Below are 20,080 nucleotides of genomic sequence, written 5' to 3' on the forward strand. Positions count from 1 at the left end.
TCTGACGGGGCGCCCCTTTTTCATGGCTATCGTGAGCCGAATAACCCCCCTATTCGGCTCACCAAATGAGCCGAATAGGGCTACTATTGGGCTCATGGCACAACAAGGGGAAACCATGAGCGATCCAATGTGGATCTGGCAGCGGCCAGCCTGGCCTCATTTGCGCTGGGATACAGAGCAGCTTGCCACGCTGCTGCGAAGCTGTGTCGAAACGCAGGGACGTTTGCTGGGCAGGATCGGTGCCGTGGACGAACTCAGCGAAAGCCACAATATCCTGGATACCTTGCTGCAGAACATCATTACGTCCTCCGCCATCGAGGGCGAGCAGCTCAATGTCGGCTCCGTGCGTTCCTCCCTGGCCCGTCGCCTGGGTCTCGAGGGGCATGGTTCGACTACAGCCCGCAGCGAGGGGCTTGCCGAACTGATGCTGGACGCGACGCAGGGATATGACCAGCCCTTGACCCTGCAACGCCTGTTCACCTGGCATCGATGGTTGTTCCCGGCAAGCGACGAGGCCCTGGGTAAACCCATCCTCGTCGGCCAACTGCGGGACGAGGCGCCCATGCAGGTGGTTTCCGGCCGCCTCGACAAACCCAGTGTACATTTCGAAGCGCCCCCGCGAGCCGGGCTGCAAGAGCAGCTCCAGGCGTTTCTCGAATGGTTCGAGGACAGTCGCCACTTCACGCAGTTGGACCCGTTCCTACGCGCCGGCATCGCCCACTTCTGGTTCGTGACCCTGCATCCGTTCGATGATGGCAATGGTCGCCTGACCCGCGCCCTCACTGACCTGGCCCTGGCCCAGGGCGAACGACAGGCCATCCGTTTCCATGCGATGTCCGCCAGCATCCTCGAGGATCGGTCAGGCTATTACGCGGTGCTGGAAAGCAGCCAGAAAGGCGACCTGGACATTACACGCTGGCTAGCCTGGTTCTTGACGACCTTGCTGCGCAGCCTGGAGCAGGCGCTGGTGCGGATCGACCGGGTGTTGGCCAAGGCGCGCTTCTGGCATGCGCACCGCAGTGATGGGCTGCTGCCCGAGCAGGTGAAGGTGCTCAACCGATTGCTCGATGGCGGCCAACGCGGCTTCGAGGCGGGTATCAACGCCAGTCAGTATCAAGCGGTGGCCAAGGTGTCCAAGGCCACCGCCACTCGCCATCTCACCGACCTGCTCGACAAGGGCTGCCTGGTTCGCCTGCCGGGCGGTGGTCGCAGTACCCGCTACCGGGTCAATACGCCCGTTGATGATCAGGTTGAACGATAGAACTTCAACCTGACCCTTCGCACTTAACCCCGAATTAATTCAGCAGAGGCATCCTTCGAAGGGTGGCGAAGTGTCTTTCGCCGCTCCCGGAAAGGGACACCTGACGTGATGCTTCGCAGGTATCTGCACATCAAACAAATCGAAAAAGTAGATTTATTAGCGCTACTTTTTGCGCTTTTTAATCTAATTAACCGGCGTAACATGAAACCCATAGAGCAGAGCAACCCATCGATTCCACTGGAGCAACGACCATGAAAAACAAACTGATCCTGACCCTGGCCCTGTCGGTACTGGCGACCGGCGCCTTCGCCGAAGACGGCTTCGACCGTACCAACGCCCACAACTTCACCGCCGTCCAGACCCAATCGGCGACTTATGCAGAAGATGGTTTCGACCGTACCGGCGCACAACGCTTCGCTGAAGATGGCTTCGACCGCACTGGCGCACAACGCTTCGCCGAAGATGGCTTCGACCGCACTGGCGCACAACGCTTCGCCGAAGATGGCTTCGACCGCACTGGCGCACAACGCTTCGCCGAAGACGGCTTCGACCGCACCCACGCCCACCGCATCGGCTGATCCCGCGATGCGAGCGCCCAGCCCGGCTTCGGCCGGGCTTGATCGTTTCCAGCCGGGCCCAGCCTTGGCACACTAGGCGCCTCGTCCCGCCAAGAGGAAGGGCCACAGGCCCTGCGCAGATGTACTACTACGAACCCGCCAAAGGCCACGGCCTGCCTCATGACCCGTTCAACGCCATCGTCGGCCCCCGGCCCATCGGCTGGATCTCCACCCAGGACCGCGAAGGTCGCCTGAACCTGGCGCCCTACAGTTTTTTCAACGCCTTCAACTACGTGCCGCCGATCATCGGTTTCTGCAGCATCGGCCGCAAAGACAGCCTGAACAACATCGAACAGACCGGTGAATTCGTCTGGAACCTGGCCACCCGCCCGCTGGCCGAGCAGATGAACCAGAGCTGCGTGGCGGTGGCGGCCGAGGTGGATGAATTCCAGTTGAGCGAACTGACGCCCACGGCATCGCGCATCGTCGGGGTACCGCGCGTGGGGGAAAGCCCGGTGGCCTTCGAGTGCAAGGTGAGCCAGATCGTCCAGCTCCAGCGCGCCGACCAGGCGCTGGTGCCCAGTTGGCTGATCCTTGGCGAAGTGGTGGCCGTGCATATCGCCGAGCACCTGCTCAAGGACGGCATCTACGACACTGCCGCCGCCGAGCCCATCCTGCGCGGCGGCGGGCCTGCGGATTACTTCGAGCTGGGCAACTGCTTCAAGATGCCCCGGCCACGGGCCTGATCACCAGACCAGCTCGCCGTCTTCGCTGACGCCTTGCAGGCGCCCGAGCTCGGCGCAGGCGGCTTCGTCGGCGGCCATCGCCGTCTTGAACAGTTGCCCGTCCAGCACCTTGTGGAAACGCGGCGCGCCGCCCATGCCCAGGGCCTTCACGGCGATCGCGGCGTGGTAGCCGCCGCCCTCTGCCGGAACCATTGCCGAAACCGCTTCGAAGCGGGGGAATTCTCTACGTGCCATCGTGCCTGTATCCACGTGTTGATCGAAGGGCGGCATTCTAACCTGGCGAGTGCCGGGCACAATCGGTGCTGCCTATTCGGGCCCAGGCATCATGCAAAGGTATGCAGGTCGAGGCTCGCGACCACCTGCGCCTGCACCAGCTCGCCGAACAGGTCCAGGGTCGGCGAGGCGAAGTAGCCGCTCATGGCCTGCTGGTCGCGCCAGCTGCCACTGAGCAGCCAGAGGTCCGTATCGGCCTGGGAGCGCTGCACGGTGAAACTCAGGCAGCCGGGCGTCTGCAACGAGGGTTCGAGCAGGTCACGCAGGCGCGCGCCCAACTCCGCCGAACGACCGCTGCTGGCCCGGATGAAAGCCAGGTGAGTGACCGGTTGAGGCTGGGTCATGAACGTTCTCCTTGAAGCAGACGGACGGAAAGGCCAGGCTGGCAAGGTTAGGCCCTCGCCCGCGCGCGCCGTTAGGCCATTACTGCCGGTCGCTTGCCTGATCCTGCAACCGTGCAGGATCAGGCAAGCGAGGAGCAGCTTTCGACTAGCGCCCACCCTTGCCCGAACCTATCCTGCGTCGGTCAGTAGAGGAAACCCGCCATGACCACGCCCACGCCCCCCGCCCCGTCCCTGGAGCTACAACGCCAGGAGCTGGCCGACCTGATCCTGCGCCATGCCGGCGAGCCCTACGGCACGGCCTCGGCGGTCGACGACCTGTACCTGGTGGCCTACCGGGAAAACGTGCGTTCGGTGCCGAGCCTGGCGCAACCTGCCCTGTGTGTCCTGGCCCAGGGCAGCAAGAGCCTGTTCCTGGGCGACGAGCAATACACCTACGACCCATTGCACTACATGGTGGTGTCGGTAACCCTGCCGATCAGCCGGGTGCGCCTGGACGCCAGCCCCGAGACGCCCAGCCTGGGCCTGCGCCTGGACATCGACCCGGCACAGATCAGCCAACTGATCGCCGAAAGCGGGCCGATGCTGGTGCCCAACCTTCCTTCTGGCCGTGGCCTGTATGTGGAAAAGACCGATCCGCAGTTGCTCGATGCCTTGCTACGTCTGGTGCGCCTGCTCGACGCCCCCCGGGACATCCCCATGCTGGCGCCACTGATCCGCCGGGAAATCCTCTATCGCCTGCTACGCGGGCCACAGGGCTACCGCCTGTACGAGATCGCCCTGGCCAACAGCCAGACCCACCGGGTCAGCCAGGCCATCGCCTGGCTCAACCAGCACTTCCAGCGACCGCTGCGCATCGAAGATCTGGCGCGCGAGGTCAACCTCAGTACCTCGACCTTGCACCATCGGTTCAAGGCAGTGACCTCGATGAGCCCCCTGCAGTACCAGAAGCAGTTGCGCCTGCAGGAAGCGCGGCGGTTGATGCTCAATGAGGGGCTCGAAGCCGCGGTGGCGGGGTACCGGGTGGGCTACGAAAGCCCGTCTCAGTTCAGCCGGGAGTACAGCAGGCTGTATGGCGCACCGCCGATCCGTGACGTGGCGCGGCTGCGTACCGCTGCCGATTGAAGGCCGGGTTGCGCTGCCATGATGGGGCGCGCAGCGGCCCCGATGCAGCCGCTTCGCCGTACCTGTCAGCCCCCCACCGCCGCCTGCCACTGGGCTTGGTCGACCTGGATCAAGGTCGGCCCCTGGCGCTCCACGGCCTGGCGCAGCGCGGCCTGCAACTGGGCCACGTCCTCCACCTGCTGCGCCGCGGCGCCCAGGGCCCGGGCGACACCGATGAAGTCCGGCGTATGGATGTCCACGCCCACCGGTTCGATGGCCCGGTTGACCATGTATTTCTTGATTTCCTCGTAACCCTGGTTGTTCCACAGCAGCACGATCAACGGCACCTGGGCCTCCACCGCGCTGGCCAGTTCAGGCAGGGTGAACTGCAAGCCGCCATCGCCGATCAGGCAGATGGCCGGTGAACGCTCGTCCACCTGCCCGCCGCTGCCGAGCCAGGCGCCCATGGCCGCCGGCAGGGCGTAGCCAAGGGTGCCGTAGCCGGTCGAGGCGTTGAACCAGCGCCGTGGCTGGTCCATGTCCAAGGTCAGGTTGCCGGTGTACACCGGCTGGGTCGAGTCGCCCACCAGGATGGCGTCGGGCAGGGTTTCCAGCACGCTGGTGAGCAGGCGTGTCTGGCTCAGGGTCGGCGGGTCCCAAGTGGTCGACAAGTCCTGGCGCAGGCGAGCGGCACGCACGGCGCCCCAGGCGGGGTCACGCACCGGTTGCATCTGAGTCTGCAAGGCATCGAGCAAGGCCTCGGCCGCCTGCTCGGCATCTGCCACCAGCGCCAGCTCCGGCAGGTAGTTGCGCACGGTCTGGTCCGGGTCGATGTCTATGCGCAGCAGGCTGCCGGGAATCTCGAAGCCGCCTTTGAAGGTCACGTCGTAGTCGGTCTCGGCAAGCTCGGTGCCGATGGCCAGCACCACGTCGGCCTCGGCGACCAGCGCGCGAGTGGCCGGCAGCGACTGGGTCGAACCGATCTGCAACGGATGCCCGGACGGCAGCAAGCCCTTGGCATTGATGGTCAGGGCCACCGGTGCCTGCAAGTGCTCCGCCAGGCGGGCCAGGGCCGTGCCCGCCGCCAGGGCGCCGCCACCGGCGAGGATCAACGGCCGCCGCGCCGAGGCCAGGCGTTCGGCCATGAGCGCCACACCCCGTGGCGCCGCGCCCGCCCGGCCGGTGCGCACGGGGCGACCCGGCAGCAGGTGGCCGGCCGGCTCGACCAGCACATCCAGGGGGATCTCGATATGCACCGGCCTTGGCCGGGCACCGTCGAACACGGCAAAGGCACGGGCCAGCACCTGGGGCAGGTCGTCGGCACTCATCAAGGTATGGGAGAACGCCGCCACACCGGCGACCAACCCTGCCTGGCTGGGCAGCTCGTGCAACTTGCCGCGACCGCCGCCGAGTTGGTCGCGGGCCTGCACGCTGGAAATCACCAGCATCGGGATCGAGTCGGCATAGGCTTGGCCCATGGCCGTGGTGATGTTGGTCATGCCAGGGCCGGTGATGATGAAACACACCCCCGGCTTGCCACGGGTGCGCGCATAGCCGTCGGCCATGAACCCGGCCCCCTGCTCGTGGCGTGGGGTGATGTGCCGGATCGACGATCCCGCCAGGCCGCGATACAGCTCCACGGTATGCACGCCAGGAATGCCGAAGACATGCTCCACGCCATAGCCTTCGAGGAGTTCGACCAGTACTTCGCCACAGGTTGCCATCTGTCTTTTACCTGATTCTTGTTGAGATCAGTGACCATGGAACCAAGGCATGGCTATCGCCACAATGCAAAAAAACACATACTAGTCATGTCTTGTGATCATGGCTCAGCGCAATGAAACGTCTGCCTCCTCTACCGGCCCTGCACACCTTTCTGGTCACCGCCCAACATTGCAATTTCACTCGCGCGGCGCAGCAGCTGCACATCACCCAGGGCGCGGTCAGCCGGCAGATCGCCGGGCTCGAGGAACACCTGGGCTATGCCCTGTTCCAGCGCCAGGCCCGTGGCCTGGCACTGACCCGCGAGGGCCAGGACTGGTTGCCCCGGGTGCAGCAGGTGTTCGCCCTCATCGAGCAGGGCGTGCGCGAAGTCGGCGGGCGCAGCGCCGTCCTGCAGCTCAAGGCGCCCACCTGCGTGATGCGCTGGCTGCTGCCACGGCTGATGGAATGGCAGGCCCTGCGCCCGGACGTGCCGGTGGAGCTGACCACCACCGTGCAGCACGGCGTGGACCTGCGCCGCGAAGGCTTCGATGCCGCCGTAGTCTATGGCGGGCCACCGAGCCCGGGCCTGCAGGTGCGCAAGCTATTCGACGAGCAACTGACGCCGGTCTGCGCCCCGTCGTTGCTGCAGGGCGCCGCGTCGTTGGCGTGCCTGGAGGACCTGTCCCGGCACATGCTGCTGCACCCCTCGTCGGACGAGCATGACTGGCGGCTGTGGCTACAGGCGGCGGGAGCGGCGTTCGAGCCGCAGGGGCCCAGGCAGCATTTCCAGACCCTGGACATGGCGATGGCCATGGCTGCCCAGGGTACCGGCGTGGCGATCGGCGACTGGGCGCTGATTGGCGACGACCTGCTCAGCGGCCGGCTGTGCATGCCTTTCGGGCTGAAGGTGGCAACCGGCAAGGGCTACTACCTGGTCTGCCCTGCCAAGCCGCTGCCGCCGGGGCTGGTCGAGCTGATGGATTGGCTCGAGGATCGCGCCAGGCAGTGATCCCAGGTTGACCTATGCTTGTAGGTATCACCTGTTGCAGCAACAGGAGGTACGCACCATGAGCATCAGATCCAGACGCTGGACCCTTGCCCTCATCGTGATCGCCGTCGCGGGGCTCTATGGTTCGGCCTGCTGGCGAGTCGAATTGCTGCGCAACCAACCCAACGCCGCGGCAAGCTGCGCCCAGGAGCATTGCGTGCCGCACACCGCGACCTTGAGCGCCGTGCGCTGAACCGACTGCACCGCGCCGATCACTCCTCGACGCTCATGTACTCCTTGGCCCAGCGAATGTAGTCCTCGGGCTGGGTGTAGGTATGCGACAGCTCGGTGGCGCTGAGGCTCTCGGACTTGTTCTGCTGCCCGCGTTGCAGACGCAGGCAGTCGTAGGTGGCCTTGATCGCGGCGAAGTAGGCGGCATGGCCGTCGACCACCACCCGCACGCCCAGGCGCGCCAGGCGCTCGTCGTCACGCAGGTTCGGGTTGCCGTAGCTGACCAGCATCAGCGGCACCGTCAGGTGCTCGGCGATCTGCTCCAGATGGTCGAAATCCCTCACACCCACCATGCAGATACCATCGGCCCCGGCCTTCTGGTAGCTCTGGGTGCGGACGATGATTTCCTCGGTGCTCAGCACGCCGGCGTTGGTCCGGGCGATGATCGACAGCGCCGAGTCGACCCGCGCCTCGAGGGCCGCGCGGATCTTGCCGACCCCTTCCTCCACCGGGATCAGGTCGGTGGACTTGCGGCCGAACTGCGCCGGCAGCAGGGTATCCTCGATGGTCAGCGCGGCCACACCGGCGCGCTCCAGCTCGATCACCGTGCGCATCACGTTGAGGGCGTTGCCGTAGCCGTGGTCGGCATCGGCGATCACCGGCAACTGGGCCACTCGGCCGATGCGAGTGGCCTGCTCGACGAACTCGCTCAGGGTGATCAGGGCGAAATCGGGCGCGGCCAGCACCTGCAGCGAGGCCACCGAACCACCGAGGATGCCGACCTCGAAGCCCAGGTCGGCGGCGATGCGGGCCGACATGGGGTCGAACACCGACGCGGTGTGAAAGCACGAACCTGAAGCCAGCAGTTCGCGGAAGGCAAAACGCAGATCGTGGTGGGAAGCCTTGGACATGATCACTCCGCTTGTAAGGTGAAAATTGAACCTGACCTGTTCCAACCGTCGCCATCTGGGCGGTCATGCTCGACATGCAGGCAGAGGAATAGAAGGTGTGGGAAACAGCGCTGGGAAATCCTGCGGCAATGCGTTGCACCATGCTGGTGCAGACCGCGGATTTCAGCGACTGCGGCCAGGTCACGATATCACGCAGCCATGCAGCACTGGATGAATGCGCCAATGCCGATCTTGCATAGGGGATGCACGTAGTACATAGGAAGCTACCTAACTCAGGTTACAATCCGGCGGTTGGCGCGATAGCGAGGTGAGCTATTCAGGGGGCGCGAAGCGACCCTGATGAGATACCACGACTCGAACCGCCCTGATACACCCCATTCCCCGACAAGGTATGCCCGTGACCGCCGCCCTCCCCCCTGCCGTGCTGCGCAGCGTCCTCACCGCCCTGATGCTGGCGATCTTCCTCGGCGCCCTGGACCAGACCATCGTCGCCGTGTCCATGCCCGCGATCTGCGCGCAGTTCAACGATGTCGGCCTGCTGGCCTGGGTCATCTCCGGCTACATGGTGGCCATGACCGTGGCCGTGCCGATCTATGGCAAGCTCGGCGACCTCTACGGACGCCGACGCATGATCCTCACCGGCACCGCCGTGTTCACCCTGGCCTCGGTAGCCTGCGCCCTGGCCCAGGACATGCAGCAACTGGTGCTGGCACGGGTGGTCCAGGGCATCGGGGCCGGCGGCATGGTGTCGGTGAGCCAGGCGATCATCGGCGACTTCGTCCCGCCTCGGGAACGCGGTCGCTACCAGGGCTACTTCAGCAGCATGTACGCCCTGGCCAGCGTGGCCGGGCCGGTGCTCGGCGGCTGGCTGACCGAATACCTGTCATGGCGCTGGGTGTTCTGGATCAACCTGCCGCTGGGCCTGTTCGCCCTATGGGCGATCCACCGTGCCCTGGGCAACATGCCCGGCCAACGGCGCGACGCGCAGGTGGACTATCTCGGCGCGCTGCTGCTGATCCTCGGGCTGGGCAGCCTGCTGCTGGGCATCACCCTGGTCGGCCAGGGCCATGCCTGGCTGGCGCCACCGGTACTGGCGCTGTTCGCCACGGCCCTGCTGGGGCTGCTGCTGTTCGTCGGGCATGAGCGGCGCTGCGCCGAGCCGCTCCTGCCCCTGCAACTGTTCGGCAACCGCGCGGCGGTCCTGTGCTGGTGCACGGTGTTCTTCGCCAGCTTCCAGTCGATCGCCCTGACCATGCTCATGCCCCTGCGCTACCAGGGCATCACCGGCGCCGGCGCCGACAGCGCCGCCCTACACCTGCTGCCGCTGGCCATGGGCCTGCCCTTGGGCGCCTTCTGTGGTGGGCGCATGACCAGCCTCACCGGCCGCTACCGGCCGCAGATCCTCGCCGGCGCCGTGCTGATGCCCGTGGCCATCGCCGCCATGGCCCTGACGCCGCCGCAAGCGGGCGTGCTCAGCGCCGTATTCATGTCGCTGGCCGGCATCGCCTGCGGCCTGCAGTTCCCCACCTCGCTGGTGGGCGCGCAGAGCGCGGTCGAGATGAAGGACATCGGCGTTTCCACCAGCACCACCAACTTGTTCCGCTCCCTCGGCGGTGCCATGGGGGTGGCGTGCATGTCCAGCCTGCTGCTGGCGCTGCTGCACCAGGGTGGTTTCGAGTTGTTGGGCAATCCGCTGCTGGGCAGCCTGAAGGCGGGTGAAGCGGACCCGGTGACCCAGGCACGGTTGCTGGAGACGTTTCGTCATCTGCTGCTGGCCAGCGCCGGGGTATCGCTGATCGGGCTGGGGGCTGCACTGGCGATGCCCGACCGCCAACTGCGGGGGCATTGAGGATGCTGGGGCCGCTCGGGCGCCGCATTAACCTCCCCTTAATACAGAGGGGAAACACTTCATCACAATCCTTCACAAAGTGTCATTTGCGCAGAGAGGGACTCAAGCGCAGCATATCCAGCCCCGTGTCGACCCATTTTTCAGCATCGCCCAACAGGTCGAAGCTGTCCGGCAACAGCAACCAACGCCCGATCAAGCCATCGACATAGGCGAACAGGGCGATGGCCGCACGTTGCACGTCCAGGTCGGCGGGCAATTGCTCGCGGCGCACGGCATTGGTCATGGCCAGGGTGATGCCCTCATGGCAATCCAGGACCGCTCCCTGGCGCTGCTGGCGGATTTCACACATGTCGTCGGTGAACTCGCACTTGTGATGCAGGATTTCATTGATACGCCGGGTGCGCGCGTCGAGCGCCAGCTCGTTGAGCACCTGCAGCAACAGCGTGCGCATGCAGCCGAGCGGGTCGACCTCGTCCTCGCTCTCGCTGGCGCGGGCCAGGTGGTCATGGGTCTCGTGCAGGCTGTCGAGCAATGCCTGGATCAGGTCGGCCTTGTTGCTGAAATGCCAGTAGATCGCCCCGCGGGTCACGCCCGCCAGCTCGGCGATGTCGGCCAGGGTGGTTCGCGCAACCCCGCGCTTGTAGAAGGCCTTTTCCGCCGCCTCGATGATCTGGGCGCGGGTTTCCTGGGCTTCCTCTTTGGTTCGACGGACCATGGCAGCTCAACCTCTATCACGGCCCGCACGCTCGCATGGCGTGCGGTCATCAGGCCGGGGTCGCCTCTTTCAGGGCCTCACCCGGTGTATGTGTCCAGTCCGCGGGGGGATTCACACCCCTCTGCGGTATTTACAAACAAGCATGAATGTAAGTATATTCGTTAGTAAGCTATTTATCCACTGGATAAGTATTTTTCCGATAGGACACTTCCACTATTCTTGAGCGTCTCCCAGCTCTAGCGACCCGAGGATCCTCATGCAATTCAAGCCAGCCGTCACCGCCCTGGTTTCCGCCGTCGCCCTGGCAACCTTGCTAAGTGGCTGTAACAAAGAAGAAGCAGCGCCCGCGGCGCAGGCTCCTCTGGTCGGCGTCGTTACCCTCCAGCCACAGGCCTACACCCTGACCAGCGAACTGCCGGGACGCACCAGCGCCTACCGGGTCGCCGAGGTTCGTCCACAGGTCAACGGCATCATTCTCAAGCGCCTGTTCAAGGAAGGCAGCGACGTCAAGGCCGGCCAACAGCTGTACCAGATCGACCCGGCCATCTACGAAGCCAACCTGGCCAATGCCCAGGCCAACCTGCAAGCCACCCGCTCGCTGGCCGAGCGCTACAAGCAGCTGATCGACGAGCAGGCTGTCTCCAAGCAGGAATACGACGACGCCAATGCCAAACGATTGCAGGCTGAAGCCTCGCTCAAGAGCGCCCAGATCGACCTGCGCTACACCAAGGTCCTGGCCCCGATCAGCGGCCGCATCGGTCGCTCGTCGGTCACCGAAGGCGCGCTGGTGAACAACGGCCAGAGCAACGCCATGGCCACCATCCAGCAGCTCGACCCGATCTACGTCGACGTCACCCAGTCCACCGCCGAGCTGCTCAAGCTGCGCCGCGACCTGGAAAGCGGCCAGTTGCAGAAGGCCGGCGAGAATGCCGCCAAGGTCCAGCTGGTGCTGGAAGACGGCAGCCTGTTCGGCCAGGAAGGCCGCCTGGAGTTCTCCGAAGTCGCGGTCGACGAGACCACCGGCTCAGTGACCCTGCGGGCGATCTTCCCCAACCCCGAGCACACCCTGCTGCCCGGCATGTTCGTGCATGCCCGCCTGCAGGCTGGGGTCAACGCCAACGCCATCCTGGCCCCGCAGCAGGGCGTGACCCGGGACCTCAAGGGCAACCCGACCGCGCTGGTGGTCAACCAGGAGAACAAGGTCGAGCTGCGTAACCTCAAGGCCAACCGCACCCTGGGTAACGACTGGCTCATCGAGGAAGGCCTCAACCCGGGCGACCGCCTGATCACCGAAGGCCTGCAGTTCGTCCGCCCGGGCGTCGAGGTCAAGGTCAGCGAGGCCACCAACGTCAAGAAAGCGGTCAATCCAGCCCAGGCCAATGCGGCAAGCGCAGGCGGCAAAGGGGAGTAAGACATGTCGAAGTTCTTTATCGATCGCCCGATCTTCGCCTGGGTGATCGCATTGGTGATCATGCTGGTGGGCGCGTTGTCGATCCTGCGCCTGCCGATCAGCCAGTATCCCAACATCGCGCCGCCGGCCATCGCCATCGCCGTGACCTACCCGGGCGCCTCGGCGCAGACCGTGCAGGACACCGTGGTGCAGGTGATCGAGCAGCAGCTCAACGGTATCGACAACTTGCGTTATGTGTCCTCGGAGAGCAACTCCGACGGCAGCATGACCATCACCGCCACCTTCGAGCAGGGTACCAACCCCGACACCGCGCAGGTCCAGGTACAGAACAAGCTGAACCTGGCCACCCCACTGCTGCCGCAGGAAGTGCAGCAGCAAGGTATCCGCGTGACCAAGGCAGTGAAGAACTTCCTGCTGGTGATCGGCCTGGTGTCCGAAGACGGCAGCATGACCAAGGACGACCTGGCCAACTACATCGTCTCCAACATGCAGGACCCGATCTCGCGGACCGCCGGCGTGGGTGACTTCCAGGTGTTCGGTGCCCAGTACGCCATGCGTATCTGGCTCGACCCGGCCAAGCTGAACAAGTACCAGCTGACCCCGGTGGACGTGCGCACCGCCGTCGCCGCGCAGAACGTGCAGGTGTCCTCCGGCCAGCTCGGCGGCCTGCCGGCCATGCCGGGTACCCAGCTCAACGCCACCATCATCGGCAAGACCCGCCTGCAGACCGCCGAGCAGTTCGAGAAGATCCTGCTCAAGGTCAACCGCGACGGCTCCCAGGTGCGCCTGGGCGATGTCGCCAAGGTCGGCCTGGGTGGCGAGAACTACGCCATCAGCGCCCAGTACAACGGCATGCCGGCGTCGGGCCTGGCGGTCAAGCTGGCCACCGGCGCCAACGCCCTGGAAACCGCCAAGGCGCTGCGCCAGACCATCAGCGACCTCGAGCCCTTCTTCCCGCCAGGGGTGAAGGCCGTGTTCCCGTACGACACCACCCCAGTGGTCACCGAATCGATCAGCGGCGTGATCCACACCCTGGTCGAGGCCGTGGTGCTGGTGTTCCTGGTGATGTACCTGTTCCTGCAGAACTTCCGCGCCACCATCATCACCACCATGACCGTACCGGTGGTATTGCTGGGCACCTTCGGCATCCTTGCCGCGGCCGGCTTCAACATCAACACCCTGACCATGTTCGCCATGATCCTGGCCATCGGCCTGCTGGTGGACGACGCCATCGTCGTGGTGGAGAACGTCGAGCGGGTGATGGCCGAGGAAGGCCTGCCGCCGAAGGAGGCGACCAAGCGCTCCATGGGGCAGATACAGGGTGCGCTGGTCGGTATCGCCCTGGTGCTCTCGGCGGTACTGCTGCCGATGGCGTTCTTCGGCGGCTCCACCGGCGTGATCTACCGGCAGTTCTCCATCACCATCGTCTCGGCCATGGGCCTGTCGGTGCTGGTGGCGCTGATCTTCACCCCGGCGCTGTGCGCCACCATGCTCAAGGCCATCCCCAAGGGCGAGCACCATGTGGCCAAGCGCGGCTTCTTCGGCTGGTTCAACCGCAACTTCGACCGCAGCGTGCGCGGCTACGAACGCAGCGTGGGCACCATCCTGCGCAACAAGGTGCCGTTCCTGCTGGCCTATGCGCTGATCGTCGTCGGCATGATCTGGTTGTTCATGCGCATCCCCACCGCGTTCCTCCCGGAAGAAGACCAGGGCGTACTGTTCGCCCAGGTACAGACCCCGGCCGGCTCCAGCGCCGAACGTACCCAGGTGGTGGTCGACCAGATGCGTGAATACCTGCTCACGGACGAAGCCGACACCGTGTCGTCGGTGTTCACCGTGACCGGCTTCAACTTCGCCGGCCGTGGCCAGAGCTCGGGCATGGCGTTCATCATGCTCAAGCCCTGGGACGAGCGCTCGGCGGAAAACAGCGTGTTCAACCTGGCCACCCGCGCCCAACAGCACTTCTTCAGCTTCCGCGATGCGATGGTGTTCGCCTTCGCCCCGCCGGCGGTACTCGAACTGGGTAACGCCACCGGCTTCGACGTGTTCCTCCAGGACCGCGCCGGCGTCGGCCACGAGAAGCTCATGGAAGCGCGCAACGAGTTCCTCGCCAAGGCCGCGCAGAGCAAGATCCTCACCGCGGTACGCCCCAACGGCCTGAACGACGAGCCGCAGTACCTGCTGACCGTCGACGACGAGCGCGCCAGTGCCTTGGGCGTGACCATCGCCGACATCAACAACACCCTGTCGATCGCCCTCGGCGGCAGCTACGTCAACGACTTCATCGACCGCGGCCGGGTCAAGAAGGTGTACATCCAGGGCGAGTCGAGCGCCCGGATGAGCCCGGAAGACCTGCAGAAGTGGTACGTGCGCAACGGCAATGGCGAGATGGTGCCGTTCTCGGCCTTCGCCAGCGGCCAATGGACCTACGGCTCGCCGAAGCTGTCGCGCTACAACGGCGTCGAGGCGGTCGAGATCCTCGGTGCCCCGGCCCCAGGCTACAGTACCGGTGAGGCCATGGCCGAGGTCGAGCGCATCGCGGGCGAACTGCCCTCGGGCATCGGCTACTCCTGGACCGGCATGTCCTACGAGGAAAAACTCTCCGGCTCGCAGATGCCGGCGCTGTTCGCCCTCTCGGTCCTGTTCGTGTTCCTCTGCCTGGCAGCGCTGTACGAAAGCTGGTCGATCCCGATCGCCGTGGTCCTGGTGGTGCCCCTGGGTATCATCGGTGCGCTGATCGCCACCAGCATGCGCGGGCTGTCCAACGACGTGTACTTCCTGGTCGGCCTGCTGACCACCATTGGCCTGGCGGCGAAGAACGCGATCCTGATCGTCGAGTTCGCCAAGGAGCTGCACGAGCAGGGCAACAGCCTGTACGACGCGACCATCGAGGCCTGCCGCATGCGTCTGCGCCCGATCATCATGACCTCGCTGGCGTTCATCCTCGGCGTGGTACCGTTGACCATCGCCAGCGGCGCGGGCTCGGGCAGCCAGCACGCCATCGGCACCGGGGTGATCGGCGGCATGACCAGTGCGACCGTGCTGGCCATCTTCTGGGTACCGCTGTTCTTCGTCGCCGTGTCGTCGCTGTTCGGCAGCAAGAAGCCGGAGGCCGACGCCACCCCTGAAACTCCACGTTATGAGGCTGGGCAATGACCAAGTCCTTGCTGTCCCTGGCGGTAACCGCCTTCATCCTCGGCGGTTGCTCGCTGATCCCCGACTACCAGGCCCCGGAATCGCCGGTGGCCGCGCAGTGGCCGCAAGGCCCTGCGTACTCGCCGACCGAGTCGGCCGAGGTGGCCGCCGCCGAACAGGGCTGGCGCCAGTTCTTCCACGACCCGGCGCTGCAGCAGCTGATCCAGACCGCCCTGGTGAACAACCGCGACCTGCGTGTCGCGGCGCTGAACATCGACGCCTACCGGGCGCAGTACCGCATCCAGCGGGCCGACCTGTTCCCGGCGGTCTCGGCCAATGGCAGCGGCAGCCGCCAGCGGGTTCCGGCGAACATGTCGCAGACTGGCGAATCGGGCATCACCAGCCAGTATTCGGCCACCCTCGGCGTCAGCGCCTATGAGCTGGACCTGTTCGGCCGGGTGCGCAGCCTGACCCAGCAGGCCCTGGAAACCTACCTGTCCAGCGAGCAGGCACGCCGCTCCACGCAGATCAGCCTGGTGGCCAGCGTGGCCAACGCCTACTACACCTGGCAGGCCGACCAGGCCCTGCTCAAGCTGACCGAGGAAACCCTCAAGACCTACGAGGAAAGCTACAACCTGACCCGCCGCAGCAACGAGGTCGGCGTGGCCTCCGCGCTCGACCTGAGCCAGGCACGCACCGCCGTGGAAGGCGCGCGGGTCAAGCTGTCGCAGTACCAACGCCTGGTCGCCCAGGACCTCAACAGCCTGACCGTGCTGCTGGGCACCGGCGTGCCGGCCGACCTGCCGGCCCCGCTCAAGCTCGACGCCGACCAACTGGCCAAGATCCCCGCCGGCCTGCCGTCGGACCTGCTGCAGCGCCGCCCGGACATCCAGGAAGCCGAGCATCTGCTCAAGGCGGCCAACGCCAATATCGGCGCGGCCCGCGCGGCGTTCTTCCCGAGCATCAGCCTGACCGCCAATGCCGGCACCCTGAGCCCGGACATGGACGGGCTGTTCAAGGGCGGCTCCGGCACCTGGCTGTTCCAGCCGCAGATCAACCTGCCGATCTTCACCGCCGGCAGCCTGAAGGCGAGCCTGGACTACTCGAAGATCCAGAAGGACATCAACGTCGCCAAGTACGAAAAGACCATCCAGACCGCCTTCCAGGAAGTCTCCGATGGCCTGGCCGCACGCAAGACCTTCGAGGAGCAGCTGCAGGCGCAGCGCGACCTGGTATCGGCCAACCAGGACTACTACCGCCTGGCCGAGCGCCGCTACCGCATCGGCATCGACAGCAACCTGACCTTCCTCGACGCCCAGCGCAACCTGTTCAGCGCCCAGCAGGCGCTGATCAGCGACCGGCTCTCGCAACTGGTCAGCGAGGTCAACCTGTACAAGGCCCTCGGCGGCGGCTGGTACGAGCGCACCGGCCAGGCCAACCAGCAGGCCTCGGTGGATACACCCAAAGGCTGATCGTCCAGCAGCGACATCGAGCCCACCCTTGCGGTGGGCTTTTTTGTGTCAAATGACACCTTGGAGCTGCTTTGCCGACGATAGGGCCAAGGGGAACGGCGAAAATTAACCAGCCCGAACATTTCGTTCGATAATCGCCCCTTTCCGCTTGCAACGAATTGCCTCGCCCCTCCCCGCCCCGCACCATCGCCCAGGCAACGTTGCACAAGTTCATCAAGAACCAGCGCCGAACCTGCGACCCGCACCGCAGTGCACCGGCTCGCCCAGATAAAAACAAGAGATCCACCACCGATGAGCACTTTGCAACCCGCACGCCAGTTGTTGCCCGGCCTATTGGCTATCTCCTGCGCCCTGCCCGCCCTGGCCGCCGAAAGCGGTTTCCTGGAAGACGCCACGGCGACGCTCAACCTGCGCAATTTCTACCTCAACCGCAACTTCGTCGACCCGGCCAATCCCCAGGGCAAGGCCGAGGAATGGACCCAGAGCTTCATCCTCGACGCCCGCTCCGGCTTCACCCAGGGCACCCTCGGCTTCGGTGTCGATGTGCTGGGGCTGTACTCGGTCAAGCTCGATGGCGGCAGGGGCACCGCCGGCACCCATCTGCTGCCGGTGCATGACGACGGCCGCCCGGCCGACGATTTCGGCCGCCTGGGCGTTGCCTTCAAGGCCAAGCTGTCGCAGACCGAACTGAAGATCGGCGAGTGGATGCCGGTGCTGCCGATCCTGCGTGCCGATGACGGCCGCTCACTGCCGCAGACCTTCCGTGGCGGCCAACTCACGTCCCGGGAAATCGACGGCCTGACCCTGTACGCCGGCCAGTTCCGTGGCAACAGCCCGCGCAACGATGCCAGCATGGAAGACATGTCGCTCAACGGTCGCGCCGCCTTCACCTCCGACCGCTTCGACTTCGCCGGCGGCGAGTACACGTTCAACGACAAGCGCACCCTGGTCGGCCTGTGGGACGCCCGGCTCAAGGACATCTACCGCCAGCAATACATCAACCTGGTGCACAGCCAGCCCCTGGGTGACTGGACCCTGGGCGCCAACCTCGGCTACTTCATCGGCAGCGAAGACGGCGCCGAACGCGCCGGTGCGCTGGACAACCGTACCGCCTCGGCCATGCTCTCGGCCCGCCATGGCGGGCACACCCTGTACCTGGGCTTGCAGAAGGTCAGCGGCGATGACGCCTGGCTGCGGGTCAACGGCACCAGCGGCGGCACCCTGGCCAACGACAGCTACAACTCGAGCTTCGACAATGCCAAGGAACGCTCTTGGCAGCTGCGCCACGATTTCAACTTCGTCACCCTCGGTCTCCCCGGCCTGACCTTGATGAATCGCTACATCAAGGGCGACAACGTACACATCGGCGGCATCAGCGACGGCAAGGAATGGGCACGGGAGACGGAACTGGCCTACGTCATACAGGCCGGCCCCTTCAAGGACCTGTCGCTGAAATGGCGCAACTCCACCATGCGACGCGACTTCAGCAGCAACGCCTTCGACGAGAACCGGCTGATCGTCAGCTATCCGCTTGGGCTGTTGTGATATCGGAGCAATCAGGGCTGCTTTGCAGCCCCAATCCGCTTGGCTGACCAGCATCGAGGGTATGCCTGCAAGGCCCTGTGGGGCTTGCCCGCGAACGGGTTTCTATGAAAATAACAAAAACGAATAATAAACAGCCAACCAATATGTTGACGCTATATAAAGCCAAGGCTAAAAACGAACCCTGACCACCCGCCGTAGAGCCTCACCATGGACCTCCGCCAGCTGCGCTACTTCATTGCCCTCACCGAATACCGCAGCTTCGTCCGTGCCGCCGATGCCATGGGCATCACCCAGCCGGCCTTCAGCCGCGCCATCCAGGGCCTGGAGCAGGTGCTGGGTTGCGCACTGGTGGACCGTGGCAGCAAGAACCTGCAGCCCACGCCCGAAGGCCAGGTGGTCCTGCAGCACGCCCGGCGCCTGGTGCAGGGCGCAGCGCAGTTGAGCAACGAGGTGCTGCAGATGACCAAGCTCGACGCCGGCGAGCTGCACTTCGGCAGCGGCCCGGCCCTGGCCGTGCGCCTGGTGCCCGAGGCCCTGCAGCACTTCATCGCGGCGCATCCCGGGATCCGCACCGCGCTGCTGGTGGACAACGCCGAACGCCTGGGCCAGGCCCTGCGCCGCGAGCAGATCGAGTTCTTCGTCGACGACATCCGCCCGTTCGAGGCCGACCCGAACTTCCACACCGAACCGCTCACGCCCCGCCCCGGCCTGTTTTTCTGCCGCCCTGGGCACCCACTGCTGGCCAAGGACAGCCTGTCGACCAACGACCTGTTCGCTTACCCGCTGGCCAGCGCCCTGCTCGTGCCTGGCGTGCGCAAGCGCCTGGCCAACCTCAGCGGGCGTAACGACTTCACCCCGCACCTGCAGACCGAGCACCTGGCGGTGCTGCGCAGCGTGGTGCTGGCCAGCGATGCCATCGGCAGCGCCAGCGAGGAGGCGGTGGCCGAAGACCTGGCCACTGGGCGCCTGGTGCGCCTGCACTGGCGCAACCTGCCACCGGGGCTGGAGGTATTGAGCGTGCGCTGCGGGGTGGTCAGCCGCAGCGGCTATCGCCTGTCGCCGGCGGCACGTGCGATGATCGAGACCCTGCTCCAGCTCGACACCCAGTCTTCCTCGACAGGCAGTTCCGCTCGCCAGGGCAACCGGCAGCCGCGCCACGATCATTCGCCGCGCTGATGCCTGCGCATCAACGCCGCACGGTTCCGGGAGGCCAGGCCTCGCGCTATGCTCATGCATAACGATTCGTCGCGCTCCTGCCAGGGCGCCAAGGAGGAACGACAATGAAAAGCCTCGTCGATCACCTGAGCCAATACGCGGCCTATCACCGCGACCCACGCAACATCGCCACCCATTTCGTCGGCATCCCGCTGATCGTGCTGGCGGTGACGATCCTCCTGTCACGGCCCGGCTGGGCACTGGCCGGTGTCTGGCTCTCCCCGGCATTGCTGGTGGCCGCGGCGTCGGTATGGTTCTACCTGCGCCTGGACCTGCGCTTCGGGCTGGTCATGGGCGCGCTGCTAGGGCTGTGCCTGTGGGCCGGGCAGGCGCTGGCGGTGCAGGCTACCGGGCTGTGGCTAAGCGCCGGGCTGGGCGCGTTCGTGGTGGGCTGGATCATCCAGTTCGTCGGGCACTATTACGAAGGTCGCAAGCCGGCGTTCGTCGACGATGTCAGCGGGCTGATCATCGGGCCGCTGTTCGTGGTGGCGGAGTTGGCGTTCATGCTGGGATTGTGCCCGGCACTCAAGCGGGCCGTGGAGGCCAATGCCGGGCCGGTGGCGGTGCGTCAGAAGAAAGCCGCCGTGTGACTGGGGCTGCAAGGCAGCCCCCTGGATCCTGG

18 protein-coding genes are annotated in these 20,080 nt (G+C 65.4%); 13 read left to right on the forward strand and 5 right to left on the reverse strand.

Features of this window, described 5'->3' with window-relative positions:
• Positions 1-115 precede the first annotated feature (115 nt).
• The 3 genes from ACDI39_RS11550 (at position 116) to ACDI39_RS11560 (ending at position 2,564) form a co-directional block, all read left to right on the forward strand.
• Complete coding sequence (locus ACDI39_RS11550; RefSeq protein WP_225788051.1) at positions 116-1,261, forward strand: Fic family protein; 1,146 nt, start codon at positions 116-118, stop codon at positions 1,259-1,261.
• Between the two features lie 251 nt (positions 1,262-1,512).
• Positions 1,513-1,839: a hypothetical protein gene (locus ACDI39_RS11555; RefSeq protein WP_225788050.1), complete on the forward strand. Its 327-nt coding sequence runs from the start codon at positions 1,513-1,515 to the stop codon at positions 1,837-1,839.
• Positions 1,840-1,958: 119 nt separating this feature from the next.
• Positions 1,959-2,564 (forward strand): flavin reductase family protein, encoded by a 606-nt coding sequence (locus ACDI39_RS11560; RefSeq protein ID WP_225788049.1) that lies wholly within the window; start codon positions 1,959-1,961, stop codon positions 2,562-2,564.
• Here ACDI39_RS11560 and ACDI39_RS11565 read toward each other — a convergent pair whose 3' ends face one another.
• Both ACDI39_RS11565 and ACDI39_RS11570 read right to left on the reverse strand, forming a co-directional pair.
• The gene (locus ACDI39_RS11565) at positions 2,565-2,798 is read right to left on the reverse strand and encodes a hypothetical protein (protein WP_225788048.1); all 234 of its coding nucleotides are present in this window, start codon (positions 2,796-2,798) and stop codon (positions 2,565-2,567) included.
• An 89-nt stretch (positions 2,799-2,887) separates the two neighbouring features.
• Complete coding sequence (locus ACDI39_RS11570; RefSeq protein ID WP_225788047.1) at positions 2,888-3,181, reverse strand: putative quinol monooxygenase; 294 nt, start codon at positions 3,179-3,181, stop codon at positions 2,888-2,890.
• Positions 3,182-3,382: 201 nt separating this feature from the next.
• Here ACDI39_RS11570 and ACDI39_RS11575 point away from each other — a divergent pair, with 201 nt between their 5' ends.
• Positions 3,383-4,303 (forward strand): AraC family transcriptional regulator, encoded by a 921-nt coding sequence (locus ACDI39_RS11575; protein ID WP_253080372.1) that lies wholly within the window; start codon positions 3,383-3,385, stop codon positions 4,301-4,303.
• A gap of 65 nt (positions 4,304-4,368) precedes the next feature.
• On the opposite strand, the gene ACDI39_RS11580 is transcribed toward ACDI39_RS11575, so the two are convergent.
• Positions 4,369-6,006, reverse strand: coding sequence for a 5-guanidino-2-oxopentanoate decarboxylase (locus tag ACDI39_RS11580; protein ID WP_486538707.1), 1,638 nt, complete (start codon positions 6,004-6,006; stop codon positions 4,369-4,371).
• A 113-nt stretch (positions 6,007-6,119) separates the two neighbouring features.
• Here ACDI39_RS11580 and ACDI39_RS11585 point away from each other — a divergent pair, with 113 nt between their 5' ends.
• Together ACDI39_RS11585 and ACDI39_RS11590 are read left to right on the forward strand one after the other, a co-directional pair.
• Complete coding sequence (locus tag ACDI39_RS11585) at positions 6,120-6,995, forward strand: LysR substrate-binding domain-containing protein (RefSeq protein WP_225788044.1); 876 nt, start codon at positions 6,120-6,122, stop codon at positions 6,993-6,995.
• 58 nt (positions 6,996-7,053) lie between these two features.
• On the forward strand, positions 7,054-7,227 hold the full coding sequence (locus ACDI39_RS11590; RefSeq protein ID WP_225788043.1) for a hypothetical protein: 174 nt from the start codon (positions 7,054-7,056) through the stop codon (positions 7,225-7,227).
• A gap of 19 nt (positions 7,228-7,246) precedes the next feature.
• On the opposite strand, the gene ACDI39_RS11595 is transcribed toward ACDI39_RS11590, so the two are convergent.
• Positions 7,247-8,116: an isocitrate lyase/PEP mutase family protein gene (locus ACDI39_RS11595; protein WP_253080371.1), complete on the reverse strand. Its 870-nt coding sequence runs from the start codon at positions 8,114-8,116 to the stop codon at positions 7,247-7,249.
• Between the two features lie 397 nt (positions 8,117-8,513).
• Between ACDI39_RS11595 and ACDI39_RS11600 the strand changes: the two genes are divergently transcribed.
• Positions 8,514-9,965 carry an MDR family MFS transporter gene (locus tag ACDI39_RS11600; RefSeq protein WP_225788041.1) on the forward strand — a complete coding sequence of 484 codons (1,452 nt, stop codon included), beginning with the start codon at positions 8,514-8,516 and terminating at the stop codon, positions 9,963-9,965.
• Between the two features lie 82 nt (positions 9,966-10,047).
• Here ACDI39_RS11600 and ACDI39_RS11605 read toward each other — a convergent pair whose 3' ends face one another.
• Positions 10,048-10,680: a TetR family transcriptional regulator gene (locus tag ACDI39_RS11605; RefSeq protein ID WP_225788040.1), complete on the reverse strand. Its 633-nt coding sequence runs from the start codon at positions 10,678-10,680 to the stop codon at positions 10,048-10,050.
• A gap of 256 nt (positions 10,681-10,936) precedes the next feature.
• Between ACDI39_RS11605 and ACDI39_RS11610 the strand changes: the two genes are divergently transcribed.
• The 6 genes from ACDI39_RS11610 (at position 10,937) to ACDI39_RS11635 (ending at position 20,048) form a co-directional block, all read left to right on the forward strand.
• Complete coding sequence (locus ACDI39_RS11610) at positions 10,937-12,091, forward strand: efflux RND transporter periplasmic adaptor subunit (protein WP_225788039.1); 1,155 nt, start codon at positions 10,937-10,939, stop codon at positions 12,089-12,091.
• 3 nt (positions 12,092-12,094) lie between these two features.
• Positions 12,095-15,247 carry a multidrug efflux RND transporter permease subunit TtgB gene (gene ttgB, locus ACDI39_RS11615; RefSeq protein ID WP_225788038.1) on the forward strand — a complete coding sequence of 1,051 codons (3,153 nt, stop codon included), beginning with the start codon at positions 12,095-12,097 and terminating at the stop codon, positions 15,245-15,247.
• Positions 15,244-16,698: an AdeC/AdeK/OprM family multidrug efflux complex outer membrane factor gene (locus ACDI39_RS11620; protein WP_253080370.1), complete on the forward strand. Its 1,455-nt coding sequence runs from the start codon at positions 15,244-15,246 to the stop codon at positions 16,696-16,698. Before ttgB ends, ACDI39_RS11620 begins: the two co-directional genes overlap by 4 nt.
• Positions 16,699-16,989: 291 nt before the next feature.
• Positions 16,990-18,243 carry an OprD family porin gene (locus ACDI39_RS11625; protein ID WP_225788036.1) on the forward strand — a complete coding sequence of 418 codons (1,254 nt, stop codon included), beginning with the start codon at positions 16,990-16,992 and terminating at the stop codon, positions 18,241-18,243.
• 207 nt (positions 18,244-18,450) lie between these two features.
• A complete protein-coding gene (locus ACDI39_RS11630; RefSeq protein ID WP_225788035.1) occupies positions 18,451-19,419 on the forward strand; it encodes a LysR family transcriptional regulator in 969 nt (322 codons plus the stop codon).
• 104 nt (positions 19,420-19,523) lie between these two features.
• The gene (locus ACDI39_RS11635; RefSeq protein ID WP_225788034.1) at positions 19,524-20,048 is read left to right on the forward strand and encodes an Mpo1 family 2-hydroxy fatty acid dioxygenase; all 525 of its coding nucleotides are present in this window, start codon (positions 19,524-19,526) and stop codon (positions 20,046-20,048) included.
• Positions 20,049-20,080: the final 32 nt, after the last annotated feature.

The sequence above is a fragment of the Pseudomonas sp. Tun-23181 genome, assembly GCF_057415455.1.

What these genes read in the sequence shown, in the direction of transcription:
- ACDI39_RS11560 (WP_225788049.1), top strand. Translation starts at nt 1,959, where the DNA reads ATGTACTACTACGAACCCGCCAAAGGCCACGGCCTGCCTCATGACCCG.
- ttgB (WP_225788038.1), top strand. Translation starts at nt 12,095, where the DNA reads ATGTCGAAGTTCTTTATCGATCGCCCGATCTTCGCCTGGGTGATCGCA.
- ACDI39_RS11590 (WP_225788043.1), top strand. Translation starts at nt 7,054, where the DNA reads ATGAGCATCAGATCCAGACGCTGGACCCTTGCCCTCATCGTGATCGCC.
- ACDI39_RS11620 (WP_253080370.1), top strand. Translation starts at nt 15,244, where the DNA reads ATGACCAAGTCCTTGCTGTCCCTGGCGGTAACCGCCTTCATCCTCGGC.
- ACDI39_RS11580 (WP_486538707.1), bottom strand. Translation starts at nt 6,006, where the DNA reads ATGGCAACCTGTGGCGAAGTACTGGTCGAACTCCTCGAAGGCTATGGC.
- ACDI39_RS11575 (WP_253080372.1), top strand. Translation starts at nt 3,383, where the DNA reads ATGACCACGCCCACGCCCCCCGCCCCGTCCCTGGAGCTACAACGCCAG.
- ACDI39_RS11555 (WP_225788050.1), top strand. Translation starts at nt 1,513, where the DNA reads ATGAAAAACAAACTGATCCTGACCCTGGCCCTGTCGGTACTGGCGACC.
- ACDI39_RS11625 (WP_225788036.1), top strand. Translation starts at nt 16,990, where the DNA reads ATGAGCACTTTGCAACCCGCACGCCAGTTGTTGCCCGGCCTATTGGCT.
- ACDI39_RS11635 (WP_225788034.1), top strand. Translation starts at nt 19,524, where the DNA reads ATGAAAAGCCTCGTCGATCACCTGAGCCAATACGCGGCCTATCACCGC.
- ACDI39_RS11585 (WP_225788044.1), top strand. Translation starts at nt 6,120, where the DNA reads ATGAAACGTCTGCCTCCTCTACCGGCCCTGCACACCTTTCTGGTCACC.
- ACDI39_RS11610 (WP_225788039.1), top strand. Translation starts at nt 10,937, where the DNA reads ATGCAATTCAAGCCAGCCGTCACCGCCCTGGTTTCCGCCGTCGCCCTG.
- ACDI39_RS11630 (WP_225788035.1), top strand. Translation starts at nt 18,451, where the DNA reads ATGGACCTCCGCCAGCTGCGCTACTTCATTGCCCTCACCGAATACCGC.
- ACDI39_RS11565 (WP_225788048.1), bottom strand. Translation starts at nt 2,798, where the DNA reads ATGGCACGTAGAGAATTCCCCCGCTTCGAAGCGGTTTCGGCAATGGTT.
- ACDI39_RS11570 (WP_225788047.1), bottom strand. Translation starts at nt 3,181, where the DNA reads ATGACCCAGCCTCAACCGGTCACTCACCTGGCTTTCATCCGGGCCAGC.
- ACDI39_RS11595 (WP_253080371.1), bottom strand. Translation starts at nt 8,116, where the DNA reads ATGTCCAAGGCTTCCCACCACGATCTGCGTTTTGCCTTCCGCGAACTG.
- ACDI39_RS11550 (WP_225788051.1), top strand. Translation starts at nt 116, where the DNA reads ATGAGCGATCCAATGTGGATCTGGCAGCGGCCAGCCTGGCCTCATTTG.
- ACDI39_RS11605 (WP_225788040.1), bottom strand. Translation starts at nt 10,680, where the DNA reads ATGGTCCGTCGAACCAAAGAGGAAGCCCAGGAAACCCGCGCCCAGATC.